The following is a 24,645-nucleotide window of genomic DNA, read 5'->3' as shown; positions in this document are numbered from 1 at the left end:
CATGGCCGCGCTGCCGCTGCCCGTGCGCGACGGCGTCGGTCCGAGCTGCGTCGCGCTGCCCGAGGACGGCAACTGGCCGACCATCGCCGAGTTCCTGGTCCAGCGCTTCGCGGCCATCCCGCGCGCCACCTGGGCGTCCCGCATCGAGGCCGGCGACGTGGTCGACGAGCACGGCCAGCGCGTGACGCACGCCCGGCCCTACCAGCCACGGCTGCGCGTCTACTACTATCGCGCGCTCGACGCCGAGCCGGTCATCCCGTTCCAGGAGCAGGTCATCCACCAGGACGCGCACCTGCTGGTGGTCGACAAGCCGCATTTCCTGCCGGTCACGCCGGTCGGCAAGTACGTGCAGCAGAGTCTGCTGGTGCGGCTCAAGCGCACGCTCGGCCTCGACCACCTGGCGCCGCTGCACCGCATCGACCGCGAGACCGCGGGCATCGTGCTGTTCTCGGTGCAGCCGGAAGGGCGCGGCCCCTACAGCGCGCTGTTCGCCGAGCGCGCCGTCCACAAGCGCTACGAGGCGATCGTGCCCTGGCAGGCCGGACGCGCGCTGCCGGCGGTGCGCCACAGCCGGCTCGCGCCCGACCGGCATTTCATGCGCATGGCAGAGGTTGCCGGCGCGCCCAATGCCGAGACCCACTTCGAGCTGCTGGAGGCACGCGGCGACTGGGCGCGGCTCGGCCTGTCGCCGTTCACCGGCCGCCGCCACCAGCTGCGGGTGCACTGCGCAGCGCTCGGCATGCCGATCCGCAACGACGCGATCTATCCGGTGCTGTTGCCGGAAGGCAGCGACGACTTCGACCATCCGCTGCAGCTGCTGGCGCGCGAGATCTCCTTCGTCGACCCGATGACCGGTGCCGAGCGGCGCTTCACGAGCCTGCGTTCGCTGGACCTGCCGGCCTGAACTGGCGCCAAGGTGACGCCCGCCGACGCCGGGCCGCACTAAGCTCCCGAAAGCCGCATCGTCCGGCCCCCGCACCGAACACTCAGGAGACACACCGCATGGACACCACCCAACTCTTCTCGCTCAAGGGCCGCACCGCGCTCATCACCGGCGGCTCGCGCGGCATCGGCCGGATGATCGCCGAGGGCTTCCTGGCCCAGGGCGCCCGCGTCTACATCTCGGCCCGCAAGGCCGCGGCCTGCGACCAGACCGCCAGGGAGCTGTCGGCCTTCGGCCACTGCGTCTCGCTGCCGGCCGACGTGTCGACCTTGCAGGGCGCGCAGGCGCTGGTCGATGCCTACGCGAAGCACGAAGGCTCGCTCGACATCCTGGTCAACAACGCCGGCGCGGCCTGGGGCGCGCCCTACGCCGAGTTCCCCGAGAGCGGCTGGGACAAGGTGGTCGACCTGAACCTCAAGACGCCCTTCTTCCTGACCCAGGCACTGACGCCGATGCTCAAGAAGGCGGCCACCGACCACTTGGCCAAGGTCATCAACATCGCCTCGATCGACGGCATCTCGGTCAATCCGCAGGAAACCTATTCGTACGCGGCCAGCAAGGCCGGCCTGATCCAGCTCACCCGCCGCATGGCGCTGCGCCTGGCGCAGGATCGCATCGTGGTCAGCGCGATCGCGCCGGGCGCCTTCGCGTCGGACATGAACAAGGACGCACGCGACCATGGGGAAGAGGTGAAGGCGCGCATTCCGGCCGGCCGCATCGGCGAGCCCGAGGACATGGCAGCGGCCGCGATCTACCTGGCTTCGCGGGCCGGCGACTACGTAATGGGTTCGACGCTGGTGGTGGACGGCGGCGTCACCCACGCACGGTAGCCCGCTTGCTGCCTACCAGCGCGGAACGGGCTCGTCCTTGAGCTGCCTGCGCAGCTGCTGGTAGTCGGGCATCACGCTTTCCACCGTGTCCCAGAAGCGCGGGCTGTGGTCCATCACGCGCAGGTGGCTCAGTTCGTGGGCCACCACGTAGTCGATCACCGACATCCTGAAATGCACCAGCCGCCAGTGCAGCCGGATCGCGCCATCGGCGCTGGCGCTGCCCCAGCGGGTCGAGGCGTTCGACAGCGACAGCTTGTTCCAGGTCACGCCCAGGCGCGGCGCGAAATGATCGAGCCGCTCGATGAAGATGCGCCGCGCCTGGCGCATCAGCCAGGCCTGTGCGGCATCGCGGATCTGTGGCGCGCCGGCGTTCTTGGCCAGCGCCAGGCGCAGCACCGGGGCCCCGCCACCCTCGGCCCCGGCGTCGAGCACACCCCCCACGCCGTCGAAAGCATGGTGCGGATCGAGCGCGACCGTGACTTGCTGGCCGAGGAACGGGAAAGCGACGCCGTCCTGCCATTCGATGCGTGCCGATTCCAGCCGCGCATGGCGCTGCTGGGTCTCGGCCAGCTTGCGCAGGATCCAGTCGCCCTTCTCCCGGACGGCGGCATCGACGTCGCGCAGCGCCACCCAGCGCGGCGCCCGCACCGACAGTCCCTCGGCGCCGACCAGGAAGCCGATGGTGCGCCGCTTGCCGCGGGTGAATTCGTAGGCGATGCGGGCATTGCCCAGCGTGACCTCGCGCGTGGCGCGCGGATGCACGAAGCTCGCGGGGCTCACCGCGTCGGCCAGCGTGATGGCCGGCGCGTGCGGCCCGGCGGGCGGCGGCAGCGGCGCCGGTTCGTCCGTCGACGCATCGAACAGGTCGAGCGTGAACTGCAGCAGGCCGCGCATGGTCAGCCCATCAGGCGGTGGTCGACGCCGCGGGCGCGGCTTCCGGCACATAGGCGTCCGGATCGAGCCGGTGCATCTCGGCCTCGATCCAGGCCTCGACCTCGCGCATCAGCTCGTCGGGCTTGCGGCCGACGCTCGAGATGGCCGGACCGATCGACACATCGACCACGCCCGGGCGCTTGATGAAGGCCTTGCGCGGCCAGACCTTGGCCGAGGTCACGGCAATCGGCACCACCGGCACGCCGGTCTCGCAGGCCAGCCGCGTGCCGCCGCTCTTGTAGTGGCCCTTCTGGCCGCGCGGAATCCGCGTGCCTTCGGGAAACATGATGATCCAGATCCCCTGCGCGAGCAGCTTGCGGCCCTGCACCACGACCTTGTTGAAGGCCTGCGTGCGCTGGCTGCGGTCGATGTGGATCATGTCGAGCCGCGCCATCGCCCAGCCGAAGAAGGGCACGTAGATCAGTTCCTTCTTGAACACGAAGGCCAGCGGGTGCGGCATCAGCGTGGGCATGAGAAAGGTCTCGTAGGTCGACTGGTGCTTCACGAGCAGGATGCAGCCGGCCAGCTTGTCGGTCGGCAGGTTCTCCATGCCGGTGACGCGGGTGCGGATGCCCAGCAGCACGCGGGCGCCGCCGATCGCCCAGTTGAGCCATGTCACGGCCATCCAGTACAGCGGGATGCCGCGCTTCCAGAGCGAGTTGACGCACATGATGATCCCCCAGGGGACCACGGTGACGAGCATCCACAGGGCGTGGATCAGGGAACGCAAAAAATCCATCAGACAGCCACTTTCAGCGCCGCGCGCGCTTCGCGCTCCAGCAGGAAATCGACGAAGGCCGCGAGGTCGTCATGCACGCGGGTGTTCGGCGGGTATTCGGGGGGCAGCGGCACGCCGCGGCAGGCCTGGCCCATGCCGGTCAGCAGCAGGTGCGGCTCGCAGCCCGCGGCCGCGCCGGCCTGCAGGTCGCGCAGGTTGTCGCCCGCGGTCGGCACGTTGGCGAGGTCGACGCCGTAGCGCTCGCCGATCTGCAGGAACAGGCCCGGCTTGGGCTTGCGGCAGTCGCAGCCTTCGTCCGGGCTGTGCGGGCAGTAGAACACCGCATCGACCCGGCCGCCCACGGCCGCCAGCATCTTGTGCATCTTGGCATGCATCGCGTTGAGCGAAGCGACATCGAACAGCCCCCGCCCGAGGCCCGACTGGTTCGATGCGATCACCACGTGCCAGCCCGCATGGTTGAGCCGCGCCACCGCCTCGAGCGCGCCGGGCAGCGGCGTCCACTCGAGGTCGCTCTTGACGAAGTCCTCGCGGTGGACGTTGAGGGAGCCGTTGCGGTCGAGGATGACGAGTTTCATGGGTGCTCCCGATCAGGCGGCCAGCCGCTCCAGCTGCGCCACCCGGTTCATCGCCGCATGCAGCAGCATCAGCAGCCCGAGCCGGTTCAGCCGCAGGTCGGCCTGCTCGGCATTGACCATCACGCCGTCGAAAAAAGCGTCGACCGGCCCGCGCAGCGCCGCCAGCGTCTGCAGCGAGGCGGTGTAGTCGCCCTTCTCGAACTGCGCGTCGGCCACCGGCACCACCTCGCGCATCGCGGCGTGCAGCGCCTTCTCGGCCGGCTCCTTCAGCAGCAGGTCGCTGACGTGGGCATCGGCCTCGGGCGATTTCTTGAGGATGTTGCCGATGCGCTTGTTGGCGGCGGCCAGCGCCGGTGCTTCCGGCAGCGCGGCAAATGCGCGCACCGCCGCCAGCAGCTTGGGCACCTCGCCGAGCCGCTGCGGACGCGGGGCCAGCACGGCGTCGACTTCCTGAGCGCTGGCGCCCTGCTCGCGCAGGCTGCCGGAGAGCCGGTCGTAGATGAAGGCCTCCAGGGCATCGGTGGGATCGTTCAGCGCCAGCTCCCCGCCCTTCGGCGCATGGAAGGCGGCGAAGGCACTGCCCAGCACCGCGCGCAGGTCGAGCGGCAGGTGGCGCTCGACCAGCATGCGGATCACGCCCAGCGCATGGCGGCGCAGCGCGAATGGATCGCGGTCGCCGGTCGGCAGGTTGCCGATGCCGAACATGCCGACCAGCGTCTCGAGCTTGTCGGCCAGGGCGACCACGACGCCGACCGGGTTGCGCGGCAGTTCGTCACCCGCAAAGCGCGGCTTGTAGTGATCTTCGATCGCGTCGGCCACCGCGGCGTCGAGGCCGTCGTGCAGCGCGTAGTAGCGGCCCATCGTGCCCTGCAGCTCGGGGAACTCGCCGACCATGTCGGTCACCAGGTCGGCCTTGGCGAGCTGCGCGGCCTGCGTGGCCTGGCGCGCCAGGGTGGCGTCGCCGAGCTGCTCCGCCAGCGCGCGCGCGATGCGCATCACGCGCTCGACCCGCTCGCCCTGGGTGCCGAGCTTGTTGTGGTAGACCACCTTGGCCAGCGATTCGACCCGCGAGGCCAGCGACTTCTTGCGGTCCTGGTCGAAGAAGAACTTGGCGTCGGCCAGCCGCGGGCGCACCACGCGCTCGTTGCCGCCGATGACCGCGCTGGCGTCGTCGGGGCGGATGTTGCTGACCACCAGGAACTTGTTGCTGAGCTTGCCCGAGGCATCGAGCAGCGGGAAGTACTTCTGGTTGGCCTTCATCGTGAGGATCAGGCACTCCTGCGGCACGTCGAGGAACTCGCGCTCGAATTCGCACACCAGCACATTGGGCCGCTCGACCAGCGCCGTGACCTCGTCGAGCAGGGCGTCGTCGTCGATCGGCTGCATGCCGCCACCGACCTTCACGGCCGCTTCGGCGAGCTGCCGTGCGATCTCGAGCCGGCGCGCCTCGAAGCCCGGGATGACCGCGCCCTGCTCGCTCATCTGCCCGGCATAGCTGTTCGCGTCGCGCAGCTCGATCGGATCGACCGCCGCCTCGAAGCGATGGCCGTGCGTCTGCCGCCCGGCCGTCAGGCCGAGCGCGGCGACCGACACGACCGCGTCGCCGTGGAGCGCCACCAGGCCGTGCGCCGGCCGCACGAAGCTGACGCTGGTCCAGCCCGGCAGTTCGCAGTTGGTCTCGAGCTGGTAGCTCATGACCTTCGGGATCGGCAGCTTGGCGATCGCCTCGGCCAGCGCCTTCTGCAGCCCCTCGGCCAGGGTCGCGCCCTTGGCCGTGCTCTGGAAGAACAGGGCCTCTGCCTTGCCGTCCATGGCGCGCTGCAGCCCCGGTACCGCGCCGACGTCAGCGCCCAGCGCCGCCAGCCGCTTGAGCAGCGCGGGCGTGGCCTGGCCCGTGGCGTCGAGGCCCACCGTCACCGGCATGAGCTTCTGCGAAACCGCCTTGTCGGCGGCCTGCGCCAGCACGTTCGTCAGGTGCGCGGCCAGCCGCCGCGGCGAGGCATAGGCCGTGAGCACCGAACCGGCATCGGCCAGCCCCTGGGCGATCAGCTGGTCGCGCAGCACCGTGGCAAAGGCGTCGCCGAGCTTCTTCAGCGCCTTGGGCGGCAGTTCCTCGACGAACAGTTCGACGAGCAGGTTGTTGTTCGTGGTCATCGCTCAGGCCGCCTTCTTCGTCATCTGTGCAACCCACTCGCGCGGCGCCATCGGGAAACCGAGCCGCTCGCGGCTCTCGTAGTAGCTCTGCGCGACGCTGCGCGCGAGATTGCGGATGCGGCCGATGTAGGCGGCGCGTTCGGTCACGCTGATCGCGCCGCGCGCGTCCAGCAGGTTGAAGCTGTGGGCCGCCTTGAGCACCTGCTCGTAGGCCGGCAGCGCGAGCTGCACCTCCATGAGGTGCTTCGCCTGCTTCTCGTTCGCGGCGAAGGCGGTGAACAGGAAGTCGGCGTCGCTGTGCTCGAAGTTGTAGGTCGACTGCTCGATCTCGTTCTGCTTGAAGACGTCGCCGTAGCTCAGGCCCTCGGTCCACTTGAGGTTGTAGACGTTGTCAACGCCCTGCAGGTACATCGCGAGCCGTTCGAGCCCGTAGGTGATCTCGCCCGTGATCGGCTTGCAGTCGATGCCGCCGACCTGCTGGAAGTAGGTGAACTGGGTCACCTCCATGCCGTTGAGCCAGACCTCCCAGCCCAGGCCCCAGGCGCCGAGCGTCGGGTTCTCCCAGTCGTCCTCGACAAAGCGGATGTCGTTCTTCTTCAAGTCGAAGCCGAGCGCCTCGAGCGAGCCCAGGTAGAGCTCGAGGATGTTGCTCGGCGCCGGCTTCAGCACCACCTGGTATTGGTAGTAGTGCTGCAGCCGGTTCGGGTTCTCGCCGTAGCGGCCGTCCTTGGGCCGGCGGCTCGGCTGCACATAGGCCGCCTTCCAGGGCTCGGGGCCGAGCGCGCGCAGGAAGGTGGCGGTGTGCGAGGTGCCGGCGCCGACCTCCATGTCGTAGGGCTGCAGGAGCGCGCAGCCCTGGGCATCCCAGTAGGCTTGGAGCTTGAGAATGATCTGTTGGAAAGTCAGCATGATGGGCCTGGTTGCCGCAGGAGGGCGAAGCGCCCGCCGAGGCGGCGAACCGGCCATTTTAAGAGCCACAACCCGACCGCAGGATTCGCCCCGCGCCAGCCGGGGCGTGTTCGTGAAATACCGCGGAACCGGCTCCGCCGGGCCGCAGGTATTGCCCCCCGGTCAGGGGGGTGGGCGCCCGGACACGAAGTGCCGGGCAACCTGGGGGGCGAGTCAATACTCCCAGAAAATGCGCTGCAGTTCCTTCGTATCTTTGGTCTTCGTCAGCGCCACCATCGTCAGGATCCGCGCCTTCTGCGGCCGCAGGTCGTGCGCCACCACCCAGTCGTACTTGTCGTCCGGCTGCTCGGCGTTGCGGATCACGAAGCCGTCCGGCACCCGCGAGCTGCGGATCACCAGGATGCCGTCGGCGCGCACCTTCTGCAGCACCGGCACGATCCGGTCGGCCACCGAGCCGTTGCCGGTGCCGGCATGCACCAGCGCCTTGATGCCGCTGGCGGCCAGGGCGTTGATGGCGGTGGGGGCGACGCCTTCGTAGCCCAGCGCGATCTCCACCGGGGGCAGCGCGTCGATGCTGTCGATGTCGAACTCCGACTGCATCGTGTGGCGCTTCACCGGCGCGCGGAACCAGTAGTTGCGGCCCTCCACGATCATGCCCAGCGGACCCCACTGGCTCTTGAAGGCCTCGGTCTTGATGTTGACCGTCTTGCTGACGTCGCGGCCGCTCTGGATCTCATCGTTCATCGTCACCAGCACGCCTCGGCCGCCGGCATCCTTGCTGGCCGCGACGTTGACCGCGTTGAACAGGTTCAGCGCGCCGTCGGCCGACAGCGCAGTGCCTGGACGCATCGAGCCGACCAGGATGATCGGCTTGGCCGTGTGGACCGTCAGCGTCAGGAAGTAGGCGGTTTCTTCCAGCGTGTCGGTGCCGTGGGTGATGACGATGCCGTCGACGTCGGCCTGCTTCGACAAGGCGGAAACGCGCTTGGCCAGGGTCAGGAGGTTGTCGTTGGTGAGGCTTTCGGAGGCGACCTGGAACACCTGCTCGCCGCGCACGTTCGCCACCTTGGACAGTTCGGGCAGGCCCGCGATCAGCTTGTCGACCGGCACCTTGGCGGCCGAGTAGGTCGCGCTGTTGACCGCCGAGGCACCGGCGCCGGCGATGGTGCCGCCGGTGGCCAGGATCACGACGTTGGGCAGCGACTGGGCCTGGGCGATGGCGGCGGCGGCCAGCAGCGCGGCGGCGCCCGCCAAGCTGCGGAATCGGGAAGCGAAGTACATGGAGACTCCTTTTGGAGGTGTGGTGCGGAGGGCCGAAAAGATACCGGATCGCGGCCATTCCGGCGCAGGCCGTCGATGCCGTGCACGCATGCGGTCATGCCGGCCAGCCCGACCTCGTGGCGCAGCAAGATCCGGGCAAGCGCTACCATCCCCGGGCGGCACCCGCCGAAAACGATGACCTCCGAGACCTTCTCTTCCGAGTCCCCGGCCGCGCAGCAGATGCCGGCCCCCAGCGGCCCGCTGTCGCGCGCGCGGCCCGGGCGCGAGCGCATCCTGGCCGCGATCCGCAGCGCGGCCATCGCCGAATTCAGCCTGCACGGCCTCAAGGGCGCCTCGACGCAGGCGATCGCCGCCCGCGCCGGGCTCACCAAGCCCCAGTTGCACTACTACATTCCCGGCAAGGAAGAGCTCTACGAAGAGCTGTTGATGCAGGTGCTGCACGACTGGAAGGTGGTGTTCTCGTTCGAGGACCATGCCGGCGCGCCCGGCGCGGTGCTGGGCGACTACATCCGCAAGAAGCTAGACCACGCCTTCGACAGCCCCGAGATCTCGCGGATCTTCACCCGCGAGGTGCTCGACGGCGGCCGCAACCTCGAGCGCTACTGGCCCAACGCCAGGCTCTGGACGCAAAAGAAGGTCGACATCATCAACGGCTGGATCGCGCGCGGCCTGATGCGCCCGCTCGACGCCCGGCTGCTGCTGATGCACATCTGGGCCATGACCCAGAGCTATGCCGACTACGCGCTGCAGACGCGCGTGATGCTCGGCCTGCCGCCCGACGCGCCGATCGACCGCGAGCCGATCGCGCGCGAGTTGGTCGCCTTCGTCCTCGGCGGCTGCGGGATCAAGCCCTAGCTTCTCCCCTGCCTGCTCGCCGGACGTCCCGCTTTTGGTGCGGAGGCCCTGGCACGTCGCTTGCATAACCTGACCACTTGCTCTGATTAAGCGGTCAAACACACCATGCGAGTGCTCGTCGTCTATTGCCACCCGGTCGAAACCAGCTTCCACGCGGCGCTGCACCAGGAGGTGCTGCGCAACCTGCGCGCCGCCGGCCATGAGGTTGATGACTGCGACCTCTATGCCGAGGGCTTCGACCCGGTGCTGTCGCGCGAGGAGCGCCTCGGCTACCACGAGGTGCCGAGCAATCAGCTGCCGCTGCAGCGCCATGTCGAGCGGCTGCAGTGGGCCGAAGGCATCGTGTTCTGCTTCCCGACCTGGTGCTTTGGCCTGCCGGCGATGCTCAAGGGCTATTTCGACCGGCTCTTCATGCCCGGCGTCGCCTTCGACCTCAGCGACCCGAAGAACGTCAAGCCGATGCTCACCAACATCCAGCGCATCTCGGCCGTCGTGACCTACGGCCGCCCGCGCTGGGTCGCCTGGTACATGGGCGACCCCCCGCGCAAGATCGTCACGCGCTACATGCTGCGCCTCACCGGCAAGCAGGCGCGGGTCGACTACCACGCCCACTACCACATGAACGTGGCGACCGAGCCGCAACTCAAGCGCTTCATGCAGCGCGTGGGCAGCGCGATGGCGCGCTTCGCTTGATCCCTTCCCGTCACAGGACTCCCATGCTCCACGGCTATATCCCGCCCCACCGCTTCCTGCCCTACCTGAGCTGGACCGAGATCGACGCGCTGCCCGACCGCGAGAACACAGTCATCGTGCTGCCCTGCGGCGCCATCGAGCAGCACGGCCCGCACCTGCCCTGCTCGGTCGACAGCGTCATCGCCTCGGGCGTGATGGGCAAGGCCCTCGAACGCCTGCCGCCCGAAGTGCGGGCCTTTGCCCTGCCGACCATCACCTACGGCAAGTCGGAAGAGCACCTGCACTTCCCGGGCACCATGACCTTGACCGGCACCACCCTGCTCTCGACCGTGATCGAGATCGGCGAGTCGGTCTACCGCTCGGGCTTTCGCAAGCTGCTGTTCGCCAACGGCCATGGCGGCCAGCCGCAGGTGCTGGAGATGGCGGCGCGCGAGCTGCGGCTGCGCCATGGCGACTACGTGGTCGTGCCGCACGGCGTGTCGCGGCTGCCGAGCGCGGCCAGCAAGCAGGTGAGCGACCAGGAAAAGCGCCTCGCGATGCACGCCGGCCATTCGGAGACGGCGCTGATGCTCGCGCTGGCGCCCGACACGGTGCACATGGAACGAGCCGCCGCCAATTTCCCGCCGCCGTTCCCGATCAAGCTGCTGTCGCCCGACGGCCGCCCGGCCTGTGCCTGGACCGCGCGCGATTTCGGCCCCAGCGGCGTCATCGGCGATCCGACCAGCGCCACCCGCGAGCAGGGCGAGGAGATCCTCGACACCCTGGCCGCGAGCTGGGTGCAGGCGCTGACCGAGCTGCACGCCCTGCGCTGGGTGGTGCGCGACGAAGCCACCTGGGGCCGCGGCCACGAACAGGGCTTCATCCAGACCGCCGCCGCAGCCGCGGCCTGAGGCCCGCTCCTTGCATCCGATTCCGCTTCGACTCCAACCCCACAGAGAGGTCCCCACCATGCGCCTTCCCCTCGCCCTCCGTCTCGCCCCCCTGGCCGCAGCCCTCGCGCTGGCCGCCGCCGCGCCGGCCCAGGCCCAGGACAAGTTCACCTACATGACCAACTGGTACGCGCAGGCCGAGCACGGCGGCTTCTACCAGGCGGTCGCCCAGGGCATCTACAAGAAGTACGGCCTCGACGTCACGATCAAGATGGGCGGGCCGCAGGTCAACATCACGCAGATGATGGCCGCCGGCCAGGCTGACTGCATCATGGGCTCGAGCGACATCCAGATGATGCAGGTGCGCGAAGGCGGCGTGCCGGTGGTCAACGTGGCGGCCTTCTTCCAGAAGGACCCGCAAGTGCTGATCGCCCACGACGACGTCAAGAAGTTCGAGGACCTCAAGGGCAAGACGATCCTGATCGGCGCCCAGGCCAACCGCGGCTACTGGCCCTGGCTGAAGGCCAAGTTCGGCCTCACCGACGAACAGACGCGCCCCTACACCTTCAACATCCAGCCCTTCGTCGCCGACAAGAACACGGCGCAGCAGGGCTACCTGACCTCCGAGCCCTACGCGATCCAGAAGGCCGGCGTGAAGAGCACCGTGCTGATGTTCAGCGACCACGGCTTCCCGGCCTATGCGACCACGGTCTCGTGCATGGACAAGACCGTGAAGGAGCGCAACAAGCAGGTGGCGGCCTTCGTCAAGGCCTCGGCCGAGGGCTGGAAGAGCTACCTCAATGATCCGGCGCCCGCCAATGCGCTGATCAAGAAGGACAACCCCAACATGACCGACGACCAGCTCGCCTACAGCGTCGCCAAGCTCAAGGAAATGGGCATGGTCACCGGCGGCGACGCGGCCACCCAGGGCATCGGCGTGATCACCGACGCACGCACCAAGGCCAGCTACGACTTCCTGGTCTCGGCCAAGCTGCTCGACCCGGCCAAGGTCGAGATCGCCAAGACCTACACCACTGAATTCGTGAAGGACGCGAAGGTCCTGCCCTGACACACCGGGCGCCTCGGCGCCCCTCTCGAAAGGCTCTGCATGAACGACACCGAATCCGCCGCCTACACGCTGCCGGCGCAGCCCCGGCTCACTGTCCCCGCCGTCGAGGTCCTGTCCGCCGAGAAGACCTATCCGAACGGCACCCAGGCGCTGCTGCCGGTGGACCTCCGGATCGCCGAAGGCGAATTCGTCACCCTGCTCGGCCCCTCGGGCTGCGGCAAGAGCACCTTGCTCAAGATGGTGGCCGGCATGCTCGAGCCGACCGACGGCCGCCTGCTGGTCTGGCGCAAGCCGGTGGCGCAGATCGACGAGAGCGGCCGCCGCATGGCCTTCGTGTTCCAGTCGCCGACGCTGATGCCCTGGGCCAGCGTGCGCACCAATGTGCGGCTGCCGCTCGACCTCGCCGGCGTGCCGCGCAAGGAGGCGGAAGACCGCGTCGCCGAGGCGCTCGAACTGGTCGGCCTGGACAAGTTCGCGAGCGCCCTGCCGCGCGCCCTGTCGGGCGGCATGCAGATGCGGGTGTCGATCGCGCGCGGCCTGGTCACGCAGCCCGACCTGCTGCTGATGGACGAGCCCTTCGGCGCGCTCGACGAGATCACGCGCCACAAGCTCGACGCCGAACTGCTTGAGCTGTGGCAGAAGAAGAAACTCACGGTGATCTTCGTGACCCATTCGATCCACGAGGCGGTGTTCCTGTCGAGCCGCGTCGTGATGATGGCCGCGCGGCCGGGCCGCGTGGTCGAGCAGTTCCGCATCGACGAGCCCTACCCGCGCCGCGCCGACTTCATGGTGTCGCCGCAGTTCAGCCGCTACGCCAAGACCTTGCAGGACAGCCTGCTGCGCGCCAGCAGCGCGCACGACGAGGTGCAGGCATGAGCGCGTTGGCACCTACAACCGCCGCCGGAACGACGACGATGACCTCCTCCGCAACACCAAGCAGGTCGCGCCCGGCGCCGAAGCCGACGCTGAAGAACCAGCCGACCCGCATTCCGCTGCTCCAGCAGCCGCACGTGCAGCGCGTCATGTATCCGCTGCTGGTCGGCGTGGTGCTGATCGGGCTCTGGCAGGGCCTGGTCACGGCGATGGAGCTGCCGCCCTACCTGGTGCCCTCGCCCTACCTGATGATGCAGACGCTGGTCACCGACTGGGTGCCGCTCGGCATGGCCCTGATGGTGACGCTCAAGATCACCGTGCTGTCCTTCGTGGTCGCGACCATCGCCGGCGTACTGATCTCCTTCCTGTTCGTGCAGAGCAAGCTGATCGAGACCGCGCTGTTCCCCTACGCGGTGCTGCTGCAGGTGACGCCGATCGTCGCGGTCGCGCCGCTGATCATCATCTGGGTCAAGAACCCGACCGCCGCGATGGTGGTCTGCGCCGCGCTGGTCGCACTGTTCCCGATCATCAGCAACACCACGCTCGGCCTGCGCAGCATCGACCCCGACCTGCAGAGCTACTTCAAGCTCAACCGCGCCACCCGCTGGCAGCAGCTGGTGCGCCTGCGCATCCCGAGCGCGCTGCCCTACTTCTTCGGCGGCCTGCGCATCTCGAGCGGGCTGGCGCTGATCGGCGCCGTGGTCGCCGAATTCGTCGCCGGCACCGGCGGCTCGGGTGCCGGCCTGGCCTACCAGATCCTGCAGGCCGGCTTCCAGCTCAACATCCCGCGCATGTTCGCGGCCCTGCTGCTGATCTCGCTGACCGGCGTCGCGCTGTTCGTGCTGATGGCCTGGCTCACCAAGCTCGCGCTCGGCTCCTGGCACGCGAGCGAACTCTCCCAAGACTGATTCCGATGAACGCACCCATGACCTCGATCGAGCGCCTGCACCTCGAACTGCCCGAACTCGACTGGATCACCGACCCGAGCCGGATCGCGCGGCTGTCGCAGGACTTCGCCTGGTTCAGCCCCGTGCTCGACCGGCAGCTGAAGGACAAGCGCGCCGACGCCGTCGTGCGCCCGCGCACCGAGGACGAGATCCGCGCCCTGGTCGGCGCCTGCGCCCGGCTCGGCGTGCCGATCACGATCCGCGGCAGCGGCACCGGCAACTACGGCCAGACCACGCCGCTGGCCGGCGGCGTGGTGCTCGACATGACCGGCTACAACGCGCTTCTGTGGGTGCGCACCGGCGTCGCCCGGGCGCAAGCCGGCATCCGACTCGGCGAATTCGAGAAGCACACCCGCCCCTCCGGCCAGGAGCTGCGCTGCATTCCGTCGACCTACCGCAGCGCGACGCTCGGCGGCCTGTTCGGCGGCGGCTTCGGCGGTGTCGGATCGATCAACTACGGCCCGCTCGGCGCTCCCGGCAACGTGCTCGGGCTGCGCGCCATGACCATCGAACCCGAGCCGCAGATCGTCGAGCTGCGCGGCGCCGAGGCGCTGCGCATGCACCACCTGTGGGGCACCAACGGACTGGTGCTCGAGCTCGAAGTGGCGCTGGCGCCGGCCCATCCCTGGCTGGAAAGCCTGGTGGTGTTCGACGCCTTCGCCCCGGCGCTGGCCTTCGCCGATGCGCTGGCGAACGCCCCCGGCATCGTCAAGCGCGAGGTGGCCTTCTTCGCCAGCCCGGTGCCCGACCACCTGGCGCAGCTCGCCGAGCATCTGCCCAAGGGCTGCCACGCGGTGCTGTCGCTGGTGGCGGAGTCCTCCGAAGACCCGATGCGCGCGCTGGCCGACACGCACGGCGGCCGCATGACCTACCGCAAGACCGCCGACGAGGTGAAGAAGAGCAACCGCACGCTGATGGAGTTCACCTGGAACCACACGACGCTGCACGCGCTCAAGGTCGACAAGTCGCTGACCTACCTCCAGAGCAGCTTCGTCCCGGGCCGGCACGTGGCGCAGATCACCGAGATGGAGCAGCGCTTCGCCGGCGAGGTCCTGATGCACGTCGAGTTCCTGCGCGGCCTCGACGGCCTCCTCACCTGCAGTGCGCTGCAGCTGGTGCGCTTCACGACCGAGGAGCGGCTGGACCAGATCATCCGCCTGCATCGCGAGCACGGCGTGCGCATCAACAACCCGCACGTCTTCGTCGTCGAAGACGGCAAGGCCGGAGGCGCCTTGCCGCCCGAGATCGTCGAGATGAAGAAGCGCTTCGATCCGCGCGGGCTGCTGAACCCGGGCAAGCTGCGCGACTGGCCCGTGAAGCCCTAGGCAGAACGGCGGCGGCGGACGATCGTCGCGGCGACCACGGCCAGCGCCAATCCCCACAACGGCCAGAGCCCGAAGCGCGACACCCACACCGCAAACGGCGTGCGCCCGCCCCGCCCTTCCACCTCGGCCTTCAGCACGCCGCGCGTGAGCCGCGGCAGTGAATGCGTCACCTGGCCGCGATGGTCGATCACGACCGTGGCGCCGGTGTTGGTGGCACGCACCATCGGTCGCTGGAACTCCAGCGCCCGCATGCGCGAGATTGCCAGGTGCTGGTCGATCGCGATCGAGTCGCCGAACCAGGCGATGTTGCTGACGTTGAGCAGCACCGTCGGCGCCTCCTCGGCGCTGCGGAAGTTGGCACCGATCTCGTCGCCGAACAGATCCTCGTAGCAGATGTTCGGCGCGATGCGCTGGCCCAGCCAGACGAACGGCGCCTGCGCCAGCCCGCCGCTGCGGAAGTCGCCGAGCGGGATGTTCATCATGTCGGTGAACCAGCGGAACAGGCCCGGGATGAATTCGCCGAAAGGCACCAGGTGGTGCTTCTCGTAGCGATAGGGCGCCGCCTCGCCCGGACGGAAACCCAGCACGGCATTGCTGTAGGAACGGCCATCGCCCATCGGCAGGCCGACGATGGCGGCCTGGGTGCCGCTCGCATAGCGGGCCGCGATCGCCTCCAGGTAGCCCGGCGGCAATTGCGAGGCCAGCAGGGGCAGGGCCGTCTCCGGCGTGATCACCAGCGGCGCGTCGGCATCCCGCAGCTGCTCGCCGTACCACTGCAGCGCGGTCGCGATGCCGCCGCCCGGAATGAACTTCTCGTCCTGCGGAATGTTGCCCTGCAGCAGCGCGACGGTGATGCGGCCGCGCGAACGGGCCGCATCGTCGGCCGGCACGCCGCGCGCCAGCGCGATCAGCGCCGGAACGCCGAACAGCACCAGCGCCAGCCCGACGGGCAGCGCAAAGGCGCGCCCGCGCGCATGGCGCATGGCCAGCGGCACCAGCGTCGCGATGCCGGCAGCGATCGCGCCGATCCCGTAGACGCCGACCCAGGGCGCATAGACCGCCAGCGGCCCTTCGACGTGGGCATAGCCGCCCGCGCCCCATGGAAAGCCCGTGAACCAGCTGCCGCGCAGCAGTTCGGCCAGGGTCCACAGCGCGGCGAAGAAGGCCGCCGCGCGCAGCGGGCTCGCCGGGGCGAAGGCCACGTACAGGGCGCAGCCGAGCGCGTAGTAGAGCGACAGCGCGGCCGCCAGCGCGAACACCGCCACGGCGGCCAGCGGCGCCGGCAGGCCGCCATAGGTGTGCATCGAGATGAACAGCCACCAGAAGGTGCCGCAGAGCCAGGCGGTCGCGAACACCCAGCCGAGCAGCCCCGCCGCGCGCCAGGGCCGGGGCCCGGCGGCCGGCGCATCACCGCCGGCGGGACGCAGCGCGTCCAGCTGCCAGACCAGCGCGGCCAGCGACAGCAGCTGCAGCCACCACAGCGGCTGGCCGTTCCAGGGCGCGGCCATCGAAGCCGCCTGGGCCAGCCCCGCGAGCCCGAAGCCCAGCGCGCGCAATGGGGTTTTCAATCGGCCGAGTCGTCGCCGCGCGCCGGCGAGACCTTGAACCAGCGCACCGCGCCGCCCTTGGTGTGCAGCACGACGAAGTCGAAGGCGCCGAGCGCATAGTGCTCGCCGCGCTTGGGCACGTGACCCATCTCGTGCGCGATCAGGCCGCCGATGGTGTCGAACTCCTGGCTCAGCGCCTCGTCGTCGAAGGTGATGCCGAAGGCCTCGGCCACCCGCTCGATCGGCGTGTCGCCCGCCACCCGGTAGGTGTGGTCGGCCAGGCCGAAGATGTCGCCCTCGTCCTCGGGGATGTCGAACTCGTCCTCGATCTCGCCGACGATCTGCTCGAGCACGTCCTCGATGGTGATCAGGCCGGCGACGCGGCCGAACTCGTCGATCACCACCGCCAGGTGGTTGCGGTTGCCGCGGAACTCGCGCAGCAGGTCGTTCAGGCCCTTGCTCTCGGGCACGAAGGTCGGCGGCCTCAGCAGCGCGCGGATGTTCAGCCCCGGCGCGCGCTGCAGCTTGAGCAGGTCCTTCGCGAGCAGGATGCCGATGATGTTTTCCTTCTCGCCCTCGTAGACCGGAAAGCGCGAGTGGGCGGTGTCGATCACCAGGTGCAGCAGCGCGTCGTAGGGCGCGTCGATGTTGACCAGGTCCATCCGCGGCGCGGCCACCATCACTTCGCCGGCGGTCATGTCGGCCATGCGCAGCACGCCTTCGAGCATCACGCGAGACTCGGCGCCGATCACGTCGTTGTCCTCGGCGTCGGCGAGCGTTTCGATCAGTTCGTCGCGGGAATCGGGCCCGGGATGGATGAATTCGGCGAGCTTCTGAAGAAAGCTGCGCTTGTCTTCGCGTTCGACGGGCGCGCGATCAGGGTGAGGGTCGGCCACTGCAGCAGGGCGGAGTTGGGGAAACGCAAGGATAACCCACCCCCGGAGCCTGGCGCTGCGCGGCCGGACTTCGAGGCGGGTTCAGGGAGCGGACTTCTCGCGCGCGGCGCGCACGCCGCTTCGGATTTCCTGCAGTTCGCCCAGGAAAGACCAGAACTGCTTGGCCCGGGTCTTCAGCTGGTAGTCGATCTGCGCGAAGTGCTGCAGCGCGATTTCGCTCATGCGGCTGTCGAAGGTGGCGGCCGGCAGTTCGAGGTGGGCCTCGGACTCGGAGCCGCTGCGCACCACGGTCGCGCCGGCATTGCGCGCGATTTTCAGCATCGCGGCGTTCTCGCTCAGGGCGTGGATGAACAGCATGCCGACACCTTCGTTGCGCGCCACCACCACGGCGCGCTCGAACAGGCGCGCGCCGTAGCCGCGTCCGCGGGCGTGGACGGCCACGGAAACGCCGAACTCGGCGCAGTCCTGCTGCTGGTCGGCAGGGGCGAAGGCCAGGTGGGCCATCGCGATCAATTCGAGCCGGCGGTTGTAGATGCCGAACAGTTCGTCGCGCTCGAAATCGAGCCCGTCGACATAGCGTTGGACTTGTTCGTCGGAGGCCGCATAGCCGAACCGCAGGTAGCGGTCGTGCTGCGGCAGGGCCAGCAGGTGCTGCGCGATGCGGTCGCGCTCGCGCGGGCCGATCGAGCGGATCGGCACCATGACGGGGTGCGGCGCGGCGGCGCGCGGTTGCGCCTCAACCATCGGCGCCTTCAAGAACGAGCCGACGCCGAGTGAGGCTAGAAAGAGGGCCTTGGCGGTAAGCATGCATGGAATATAAGGGTTTTCCCTAGACCCTCAAGGGGGCGGGGTCTGCTCCCAGACGATTCAGTGAACAATTTCCGCTCCTGCCTTATCGGCAGCCGACGCACGTTGTTACAGGGGCACGGCCGTCGTCGCCTTGACCCGGTCGAGCACGAAGCTGGTCTTGCAATCCTGGACGCTCGGGTGCTTCAGCAGGGTGTTCATGATGAAGCGGCTGTAGTGCGCCATGTCGGCCACGACCACGCGCAGCAGGTAGTCCATCTCGCCGGTCAGCGCCGCGCATTCGACGACCTCGGGCCAAGTTTGCACGCTCGCCCGGAACAAGTCCATCGGGTTGCGCTTGTGGCTTTCAGTGAGCTTTTCGAGGCGCACGTTGAGGTAGGCGGTGAGCCCCAGGCCGACCGCCTCGGGCTTGACCAGAGCGACATAGCGGTCGATCACGCGGCTTTCCTCCAGCCGCTTGACGCGCCGCAGCACGGCACTGGGCGACAGGCTGACCTGCTCGGCCAGCTGGTCGTAGGTGGCGCGTCCGTCGGACTGAAGCGTGCGCAGGATCTGGCGATCTATCTTGTCAAGTGCATCCATTGCTGGATTTTTACAGCTTTCCTGCGTGAGGCAACCATTCGATGCCTAATAACGCCGAAATCATGAAGGCCCGCGCTTTTACAGTTCCATACCGACACCGCGTCGCCGCGGCCGCACACTGACTTCCCACGGAGATCACACCATGAGCACCACCGACACTGCCGCCTTCACCCCCTGGGAGAACCCGATGGGCACCGACGGCTTCGAATTCATCGAGTACGCGGCACCGGACCCCGCCGCCATGGGCCGCGTCTTCGAGCAGATGGGCTTCCGGCCGATCGCCAGGCACCGCCACAAGAACGTGCTGCTGTACCGCCAGGGCACGATCAACTTCATCATCAACTCCGAGCCCGACTCGTTCGCCCAGCGCTTCGCGCGCCAGCACGGCCCCAGCATCTGCGCCATCGCCTTCCGCGTGCAGGATGCCAAGGCGGCCTACGAGCGCGCGATCGGCCTCGGGGCCTGGGGCTTCGCGCCCGGCGCCGGCCCGGGCGAGCTCAACATCCCGGCGATCAAGGGCATCGGCGACAGCCTGATCTATTTCGTCGACCGCTGGCGCGGCAAGAACGGCGCGGCACCCGGCGACATCGGCAACATCGGCTTCTACGACGTCGACTTCGAGGCCCTCCCGGGCCTCTCGGCGGTCGAGGCGCTGGCGCCCGAAGGCCATGGCCTGACCTACATCGACCACCTGACGCACAACGTGCACCGCGGGCGGCTCAAGGAGTGGGCCGATTTCTACGAGCGGCTGTTCAACTTCCGCGAGATCCGCTACTTCGACATCGAGGGCCAGGTCACGGGCGTCAAGAGCAAGGCCATGACCAGCCCCTGCGGCAAGATCCGCATCCCGATCAACGAGGAAGGCAACGAGAAGGCCGGCCAGATCCAGGAGTACCTCGACAGCTACCGCGGCGAGGGCATCCAGCACATCGCGATGGGCTCGCGCGACCTCGCGCACTCGGTCGATGCGCTGCGCGCCTCGGGCGTCAAGCTGCTCGACACCATCGACACCTACTACGAGCTGATCGACAAGCGCATCCCAGGCCATGGCGAAGACGTGGCGGCGCTCAAGCAGCGCAAGATCCTGGTCGACGGCAAGAAGGGCGCGCTGCTGCTGCAGATCTTCAGCGAGAACCAGCTCGGGCCGATCTTCTTCGAGTTCATCCAGCGCAAGGGCGACGACGGCTTCGGCGAAGGAAACTTCAAGGCACTGTTCGAGAGCATCGAGCTCGACCAGATTCGCCGCGGGGTGCTGGCCGCCGCACAATAGGCGCCCCAATCCACCTGGAGCCTCCATGCGCCTGCCGACGTCGTCCCCGCTTCGTTCCCTACCCTGGATCGCCGCCGCGGCGCTGGTGCTCGGAGGCTGCGCCACGGCGCCACCCCAGGCGACGCCGGTGTCCCGCCTGGACGCCGTGCAGAAGGCCGGCGTGCTGCGCATCTGCACGCCGGGCGACTACAAGCCCTTCAGCTTCCAGAAGCCGGACGCGGGCTACGAGGGCATCGACGTCGACCTCATGACGGGCTTCGCCGCCAGCCTCAACGCCCGGCCGGAGTGGATCAAGACCAGCTGGGCCAACCTGATGCCCGACCTCACTGCGGCCAAGTGCGACATGGCGGTCGGCGGCATCTCGGTGACCACCGACCGGCAGAAGCTCGCCTTCTTCAGCAGCGCCTACATGGTCAACGGCAAGACGCCGATCGCGCGCTGCGCCGATGTCGCCAAGTACCAGACGGTGGCCCAGATCGACAAGCCCTCGGTGCGCGTGATTTTCAACCCGGGCGGCAGCAACGAGCGCTTCGCGCGCGCCAACTTCAAGCAGGCCAAGCTGACCCTGCACGGCGAGAACGTCACGATCTTCGACGAGATCCTGGCCAACCGCGCCGACGTCTTCGTCACCGAGTCGGCCGAGGCCATCACGCAGCAGAAGCTCAAGCCCGGCCTCTGCGCGATCAATCCCGACAAGCCGCTCCAGTACGGCGAGATGGCCTGGCTGCTGCCGCGCGACGACGTCGCCTTCAAGTCCTATGTCGACCAGTGGCTGCATCTGTCGCAGGCCGGCGGCGAGTTCCAGCGCGTGATGGACCGCTGGCTCAAGTAGCGTCGAGCAGCGCCAGGACCTCGCGCCGGACGGGCGCGTCGAAGGCCAGCTCCACGTGGCCGCGGCCGGCCGCGAGCCGGTTGTCCGCGCCCGGCAAGGTGGCCACCGAGGTCGGGAACACGATGTTGTCGCTGTTCGAATACCAGCAGCTGAAGGGCACCTGCTGCACGCTCGTGCGCTCGCCGTCGATGCGTCGCAGCCATTCGCCGCCCATCCGCATCTGGCGGCCGTTGGCGGTGCGGCCGAAGCGCGCCAGCCAGGTGCCGCGATGCGGCGTGCCGAGGGTCGCGATGCGATGTACCCGCGCGCCATCCGCATCGCGCAGCCAGGCCCGGGCCGCGAGCCCGCCCATGCTGTGGCAGATCAGGAGCGGCGGCTGGCCGGTCGCGGCGGTCACGCGCACGATGGCGGCGTCGATCGTCTGCACGTAACTGTCGATCGAACCGAAGACCGGCTCGAGGTCGACCGCGACGAAGGCACGGTCGGCAGCGCGCAGTTCGCGCAGCCAGGGCGTCCAGAACGCGCGATTGCCGACGAAGCCGTGCACCAGCACGACGCCCCGCCGCGCTGCCTGCGGCAGGTGGTCCGGAATGGCGCGCCACCGAAAGGGCTGGTACCAGCCGAAGACGCTCGGCGCCGCGATGCTCTCGGCCAGCCAGGCCTTGAAGAACTGCCAGCCGCTGGCACGCGGCAGCGGGTCGCTGTCATCGACGCGCCAGGCCAGCACGAACTCGAACGCGAGGAAGACCGCGTGGGAGCCACTGAGCACCAGCAGCCCCGCGATCGCCAGCGCCGGCGAACGGCTCCACCAGGCGGCGGTCCACGCCACCGCGGCGACCAGCCAGGCCAAGACCAACCAACGCTGAGCACGTGCAACCATCCGTCAACTATCGCACGCGCGACCCGCGCTCCTAGGACAAGCCCGCTGGCGTCGGGTGGCGGGTCGCTCCGACAATCCGCGCCAAAGGAGATCGAATGCAGACATCAGTGCTTCAGAGTTATCCCGCCGGCGTGCCGCATGAAGTCCATCCCGAGCAGTACGGCTCGCTGGGGCAGTTGTTCGACGAGTCGTTCAAGCGCTACGCCGAGCGCCCCTTCTCGGTCTGCATGGAGCAGTGGATGACCTATGGCGAGGTCGACGTGCTGTCGAAGGCCCTGGGCGCATGGCTGCAGTCGCTCGGCCTCGAGCCCGGCGCCCGCGTGGCGGTGATGCTGCCCAACGTGCCCCAGTTCGCGGTCACGGTCTGCGGCGTGCTGCGTGCGGGCTACACCTGCGTCAACGTCAATCCGCTCTACACCGCGCGCGAACTCGAGCACCAGCTCAGGGATTCGGGCGCCACCACGATCGTCATCCTCGAGAACTTCGCCACCACGCTCGAGCAGGTGATCGAACAGACCGCGATCAAGCACGTGGCCGTGACCTCGATGGGCGACCTGCTCGGCGGCATGTACGGCGCCTGGATCACCTTCGCCGTGCGCCATCTCGCGAAGATGGTGCCGCCCTACAAGATCGCGCTGTCCAACGGACGCACCGTCACGCCGTTCAAGGATGCGATCGCAGCCGGTCGCGGCCGCACGCTGGCGGCCGATCCGAGCACCCTCGATTCGATCGCGTTCCTGCAGTACACCGGCGGCACCACGGGGCTGTCGAAAGGCGCGGTGCTGACCCATCGCAACATCGTCGCCGCCACCCTGCAGGCCGAGGCCTGGTTCACGCCGGCGCTGGGGCGGGCGGGCGACCTGTCCAAGGTCAACAGCATCGCCGCCCTGCCGCTGTATCACATCTTCGCCCTGACGCTGCTCCTGCTCGCGATCCGCCAGGGTTCGCACCTGACGCTGGTGCCCAACCCGCGCGACATCGGCAAGTTCGTCGCGGTCCTCAAGAAGCGGCCGTTCCACATGCTTCCCGCGGTGAACACGCTCTTCAATGCCCTGCTGGTCCATCCGGAGTTCAAGAGCGTCGACTTCTCGCAGCTGTTCGTCTCGCAGGCCGGCGGCATGGCGGCCTCCGAGGGCACGGCGCGCAAGTGGTTCGAGGTCACGGGCTGCCCGATGATCGAAGGCTGGGGCATGAGCGAGACCTGCGCGATCGGCACCAACAACCCGGTCACCAACACCCACTACAGCGGCAACATCGGCCTGCCGCTGCCCGGCATCGAGATCGCGATCAAGGACGACCAGGGCCGCTCGCTGCCGGCGGGCGAGCCCGGCGAACTCTGCATCAAGGGGCCGAACGTGATGGTCGGCTACTACAACCAGCCGGCCGAGACTGCGGCCGCCTTCACGGCCGACGGCTTCATGCGCACCGGCGACATCGCGGTCATGCAGGAAGACGGCTACAGCCGGATCGTCGACCGCAAGAAGGACATGATCATCGTCAGCGGGTTCAACGTCTTCCCGAACGAGCTCGAGAACGTGATCTCGCTGTGCCCCGGGGTGGTCGAGTGCGCCGCCGTCGGCGTGCCCGACGAGAAGCAGGGCGAGGCGATCAAGGTCTTCGTGGTCCGCAAGGATCCGGCGCTGACCGAGGAAGCCGTCATGCGCTATTGCCATGACCAGCTGACGGGCTACAAGCGGCCGAAGCAGATCGAGTTCCGCGACGCGCTGCCGAAGACCAACGTGGGCAAGATCCTGCGCCGCGAACTGCGCGTGGGCGCGACGGGTTGACATCGGCGACGGACGGCCTGCCCGCGGGACTTCAGGTCTTCGAGCGCGGCTGGCTGTCGGCCAACAACCTGCTGTTCACCGGCCGCGCGCAGACGGCCGTGGTCGACACGGGCTACGCGACACATTCGATGCAGACGGTTGCGCTGATCGACGCCGCGCTGGGGCCGCGGCCGCTGGACCTGCTGCTCAACACCCATCTGCACAGCGACCACTGCGGCGGCAACGCCGCGCTCCAGTCGCGACATCCCGGCGTGCGAACGTTGATCCCTCCCGGCGAAGCTGCGGCGGTGGAGGCCTGGGACGAAGAGGCCTTGAGTTTCAAGGCCACTGGCCAACGCTGCGACCGCTTCCGCTTCGATGGGCTGCTCGCCCCGGGCACCGAGATCTTGCTGGCCGACCTCCCGTGGCAGGTCCATGCCGCCAAGGGACACGATCCGCATTCGGTCATCTTGTTCGAGCCCGATTCGAGGACCCTGGTCTCGGCCGATGCGCTCTGGGAAAACGGGTTCGGCGTGGTCTTTCCGGAATTGTTCGGCGAACCCTCGTTCGACGAGGTCGAGGCCACGTTGGAGCTGATCGAATCGCTGGCACCACTGCACGTGATTCCCGGCCACGGGCGCGTCTTTCACGATGCGCCCGCAGCCTTGCGGAAGGCTCGCAGCCGGCTCGAAGGCTTCCAGCGGCAGCCGGTCAAGCATGCGCGCCACGCGCTCAAGGTGCTGCTGAAGTTCAAGCTGCTCGAATGGCAGAGCATCTCGCGCGAAGAATGGGCCGCCTGGTTGGCCGCCACGCCGTATGTCGAGACGGTGCGGGCGCGCTTCTTCACTACCTCGCCATTGGGCGACCTGGCCGGGGAGATTCTTGACGAACTCGTGGCCGTCGGTGCGGCGGCCACAGATGGCGCGCGCATCTTCAATCGTTGAATATTGCTTGCGCGTCGCGCACAAAGCAAAACGCCCAGCCTTTTGAGGGGCTGGGCGGTTTGGGCTGTAAGAGCCTGACGATGACCTACTTTCACACGGGAACCCGCACTATCATCGGCGCTGAGT

Annotated in this window: 24 protein-coding genes; 13 read left to right on the top strand and 11 right to left on the bottom strand. The window is 68.5% G+C overall.

The window, feature by feature from the left end:
- The first annotated feature begins 1 nt into the window (after position 1).
- Entirely contained in the window at positions 2–904 is a 903-nt protein-coding gene (locus tag QTI68_RS38230) for a pseudouridine synthase (RefSeq protein ID WP_286529502.1), read from the top strand.
- 98 nt (positions 905–1,002) lie between these two features.
- Positions 1,003–1,773, top strand: coding sequence for an SDR family oxidoreductase (locus QTI68_RS38225; protein WP_286529501.1), 771 nt, complete (start codon positions 1,003–1,005; stop codon positions 1,771–1,773).
- Between the two features lie 12 nt (positions 1,774–1,785).
- Here the strand turns inward: QTI68_RS38225 and QTI68_RS38220 are convergent, their stop codons facing one another.
- The 6 genes from QTI68_RS38220 to QTI68_RS38195 form a co-directional block, all read right to left on the bottom strand.
- Positions 1,786–2,667, bottom strand: coding sequence for a M48 family metallopeptidase (locus tag QTI68_RS38220; protein ID WP_286529500.1), 882 nt, complete (start codon positions 2,665–2,667; stop codon positions 1,786–1,788).
- Positions 2,668–2,677: 10 nt separating this feature from the next.
- Complete coding sequence (locus QTI68_RS38215; protein ID WP_286529499.1) at positions 2,678–3,445, bottom strand: lysophospholipid acyltransferase family protein; 768 nt, start codon at positions 3,443–3,445, stop codon at positions 2,678–2,680.
- Positions 3,445–4,020 (bottom strand): D-glycero-beta-D-manno-heptose 1,7-bisphosphate 7-phosphatase, encoded by a 576-nt coding sequence (gene gmhB, locus QTI68_RS38210; protein WP_286529498.1) that lies wholly within the window; start codon positions 4,018–4,020, stop codon positions 3,445–3,447. The genes QTI68_RS38215 and gmhB overlap by 1 nt, the downstream gene beginning before the upstream one ends.
- A gap of 12 nt (positions 4,021–4,032) precedes the next feature.
- Positions 4,033–6,174 (bottom strand): glycine--tRNA ligase subunit beta, encoded by a 2,142-nt coding sequence (gene glyS, locus QTI68_RS38205; protein WP_286529496.1) that lies wholly within the window; start codon positions 6,172–6,174, stop codon positions 4,033–4,035.
- 3 nt (positions 6,175–6,177) lie between these two features.
- A complete protein-coding gene (gene glyQ, locus QTI68_RS38200) occupies positions 6,178–7,083 on the bottom strand; it encodes a glycine--tRNA ligase subunit alpha (protein ID WP_286529495.1) in 906 nt (301 codons plus the stop codon).
- 213 nt (positions 7,084–7,296) lie between these two features.
- Positions 7,297–8,364, bottom strand: a complete 1,068-nt coding sequence (locus QTI68_RS38195; protein WP_286529493.1) for an asparaginase — start codon at positions 8,362–8,364, stop codon at positions 7,297–7,299.
- A 174-nt stretch (positions 8,365–8,538) separates the two neighbouring features.
- Between QTI68_RS38195 and QTI68_RS38190 the strand changes: the two genes are divergently transcribed.
- From QTI68_RS38190 to QTI68_RS38160, 7 genes are all read left to right on the top strand, one after another.
- A complete protein-coding gene (locus QTI68_RS38190) occupies positions 8,539–9,219 on the top strand; it encodes a TetR family transcriptional regulator C-terminal domain-containing protein (RefSeq protein ID WP_286529492.1) in 681 nt (226 codons plus the stop codon).
- Positions 9,220–9,324: 105 nt separating this feature from the next.
- The gene (locus QTI68_RS38185; protein WP_286529490.1) at positions 9,325–9,912 is read left to right on the top strand and encodes an NAD(P)H-dependent oxidoreductase; all 588 of its coding nucleotides are present in this window, start codon (positions 9,325–9,327) and stop codon (positions 9,910–9,912) included.
- 23 nt (positions 9,913–9,935) lie between these two features.
- Positions 9,936–10,802 carry a creatininase family protein gene (locus QTI68_RS38180; RefSeq protein WP_286529489.1) on the top strand — a complete coding sequence of 289 codons (867 nt, stop codon included), beginning with the start codon at positions 9,936–9,938 and terminating at the stop codon, positions 10,800–10,802.
- A 58-nt stretch (positions 10,803–10,860) separates the two neighbouring features.
- Complete coding sequence (locus QTI68_RS38175) at positions 10,861–11,850, top strand: ABC transporter substrate-binding protein (RefSeq protein WP_286529487.1); 990 nt, start codon at positions 10,861–10,863, stop codon at positions 11,848–11,850.
- A gap of 39 nt (positions 11,851–11,889) precedes the next feature.
- The gene (locus QTI68_RS38170) at positions 11,890–12,726 is read left to right on the top strand and encodes an ABC transporter ATP-binding protein (protein ID WP_286529485.1); all 837 of its coding nucleotides are present in this window, start codon (positions 11,890–11,892) and stop codon (positions 12,724–12,726) included.
- 38 nt (positions 12,727–12,764) lie between these two features.
- Entirely contained in the window at positions 12,765–13,631 is an 867-nt protein-coding gene (locus QTI68_RS38165) for an ABC transporter permease (protein WP_503011807.1), read from the top strand.
- A 5-nt stretch (positions 13,632–13,636) separates the two neighbouring features.
- Complete coding sequence (locus tag QTI68_RS38160; protein ID WP_286529484.1) at positions 13,637–14,995, top strand: FAD-binding oxidoreductase; 1,359 nt, start codon at positions 13,637–13,639, stop codon at positions 14,993–14,995.
- Here QTI68_RS38160 and lnt read toward each other — a convergent pair.
- From lnt to QTI68_RS38140, 4 genes are all read right to left on the bottom strand, one after another.
- Positions 14,992–16,503, bottom strand: a complete 1,512-nt coding sequence (gene lnt / locus QTI68_RS38155; protein ID WP_286529559.1) for an apolipoprotein N-acyltransferase — start codon at positions 16,501–16,503, stop codon at positions 14,992–14,994. The genes QTI68_RS38160 and lnt overlap by 4 nt on opposite strands.
- A 56-nt stretch (positions 16,504–16,559) precedes the next feature.
- The gene (locus QTI68_RS38150) at positions 16,560–17,438 is read right to left on the bottom strand and encodes a CorC family transporter (RefSeq protein WP_286529482.1); all 879 of its coding nucleotides are present in this window, start codon (positions 17,436–17,438) and stop codon (positions 16,560–16,562) included.
- Between the two features lie 81 nt (positions 17,439–17,519).
- Entirely contained in the window at positions 17,520–18,245 is a 726-nt protein-coding gene (locus QTI68_RS38145) for a GNAT family N-acetyltransferase (protein ID WP_286529480.1), read from the bottom strand.
- A gap of 108 nt (positions 18,246–18,353) precedes the next feature.
- The gene (locus QTI68_RS38140) at positions 18,354–18,827 is read right to left on the bottom strand and encodes an Lrp/AsnC family transcriptional regulator (RefSeq protein ID WP_286529479.1); all 474 of its coding nucleotides are present in this window, start codon (positions 18,825–18,827) and stop codon (positions 18,354–18,356) included.
- A gap of 142 nt (positions 18,828–18,969) precedes the next feature.
- On the opposite strand from QTI68_RS38140, the gene hppD reads away from it, so the two are divergent.
- Both hppD and QTI68_RS38130 read left to right on the top strand, forming a co-directional pair.
- Complete coding sequence (hppD, locus tag QTI68_RS38135) at positions 18,970–20,097, top strand: 4-hydroxyphenylpyruvate dioxygenase (protein ID WP_286505782.1); 1,128 nt, start codon at positions 18,970–18,972, stop codon at positions 20,095–20,097.
- Between the two features lie 25 nt (positions 20,098–20,122).
- Positions 20,123–20,929 (top strand): transporter substrate-binding domain-containing protein, encoded by an 807-nt coding sequence (locus tag QTI68_RS38130; protein WP_286529477.1) that lies wholly within the window; start codon positions 20,123–20,125, stop codon positions 20,927–20,929.
- Here QTI68_RS38130 and QTI68_RS38125 read toward each other — a convergent pair.
- Positions 20,922–21,809, bottom strand: coding sequence for an esterase/lipase family protein (locus QTI68_RS38125; protein ID WP_286529475.1), 888 nt, complete (start codon positions 21,807–21,809; stop codon positions 20,922–20,924). The genes QTI68_RS38130 and QTI68_RS38125 overlap by 8 nt on opposite strands.
- Before the next feature lie 95 nt (positions 21,810–21,904).
- On the opposite strand from QTI68_RS38125, the gene QTI68_RS38120 reads away from it, so the two are divergent.
- Both QTI68_RS38120 and QTI68_RS38115 read left to right on the top strand, forming a co-directional pair.
- On the top strand, positions 21,905–23,596 hold the full coding sequence (locus QTI68_RS38120; RefSeq protein WP_286529473.1) for an AMP-binding protein: 1,692 nt from the start codon (positions 21,905–21,907) through the stop codon (positions 23,594–23,596).
- The gene (locus QTI68_RS38115; RefSeq protein ID WP_286529471.1) at positions 23,593–24,519 is read left to right on the top strand and encodes an MBL fold metallo-hydrolase; all 927 of its coding nucleotides are present in this window, start codon (positions 23,593–23,595) and stop codon (positions 24,517–24,519) included. The genes QTI68_RS38120 and QTI68_RS38115 overlap by 4 nt, the downstream gene beginning before the upstream one ends.
- Positions 24,520–24,645 lie beyond the last annotated feature (126 nt).

Origin of the sequence: Variovorax sp. J31P207 (genome assembly GCF_030316965.1) — a bacterium.
Lineage (GTDB): Bacteria > Pseudomonadota > Gammaproteobacteria > Burkholderiales > Burkholderiaceae_C > Variovorax > Variovorax ginsengisoli_B.
Note: the sequence above shows the minus strand (reverse complement) of the source record. Positions and strands in the feature narration are given on the sequence as shown.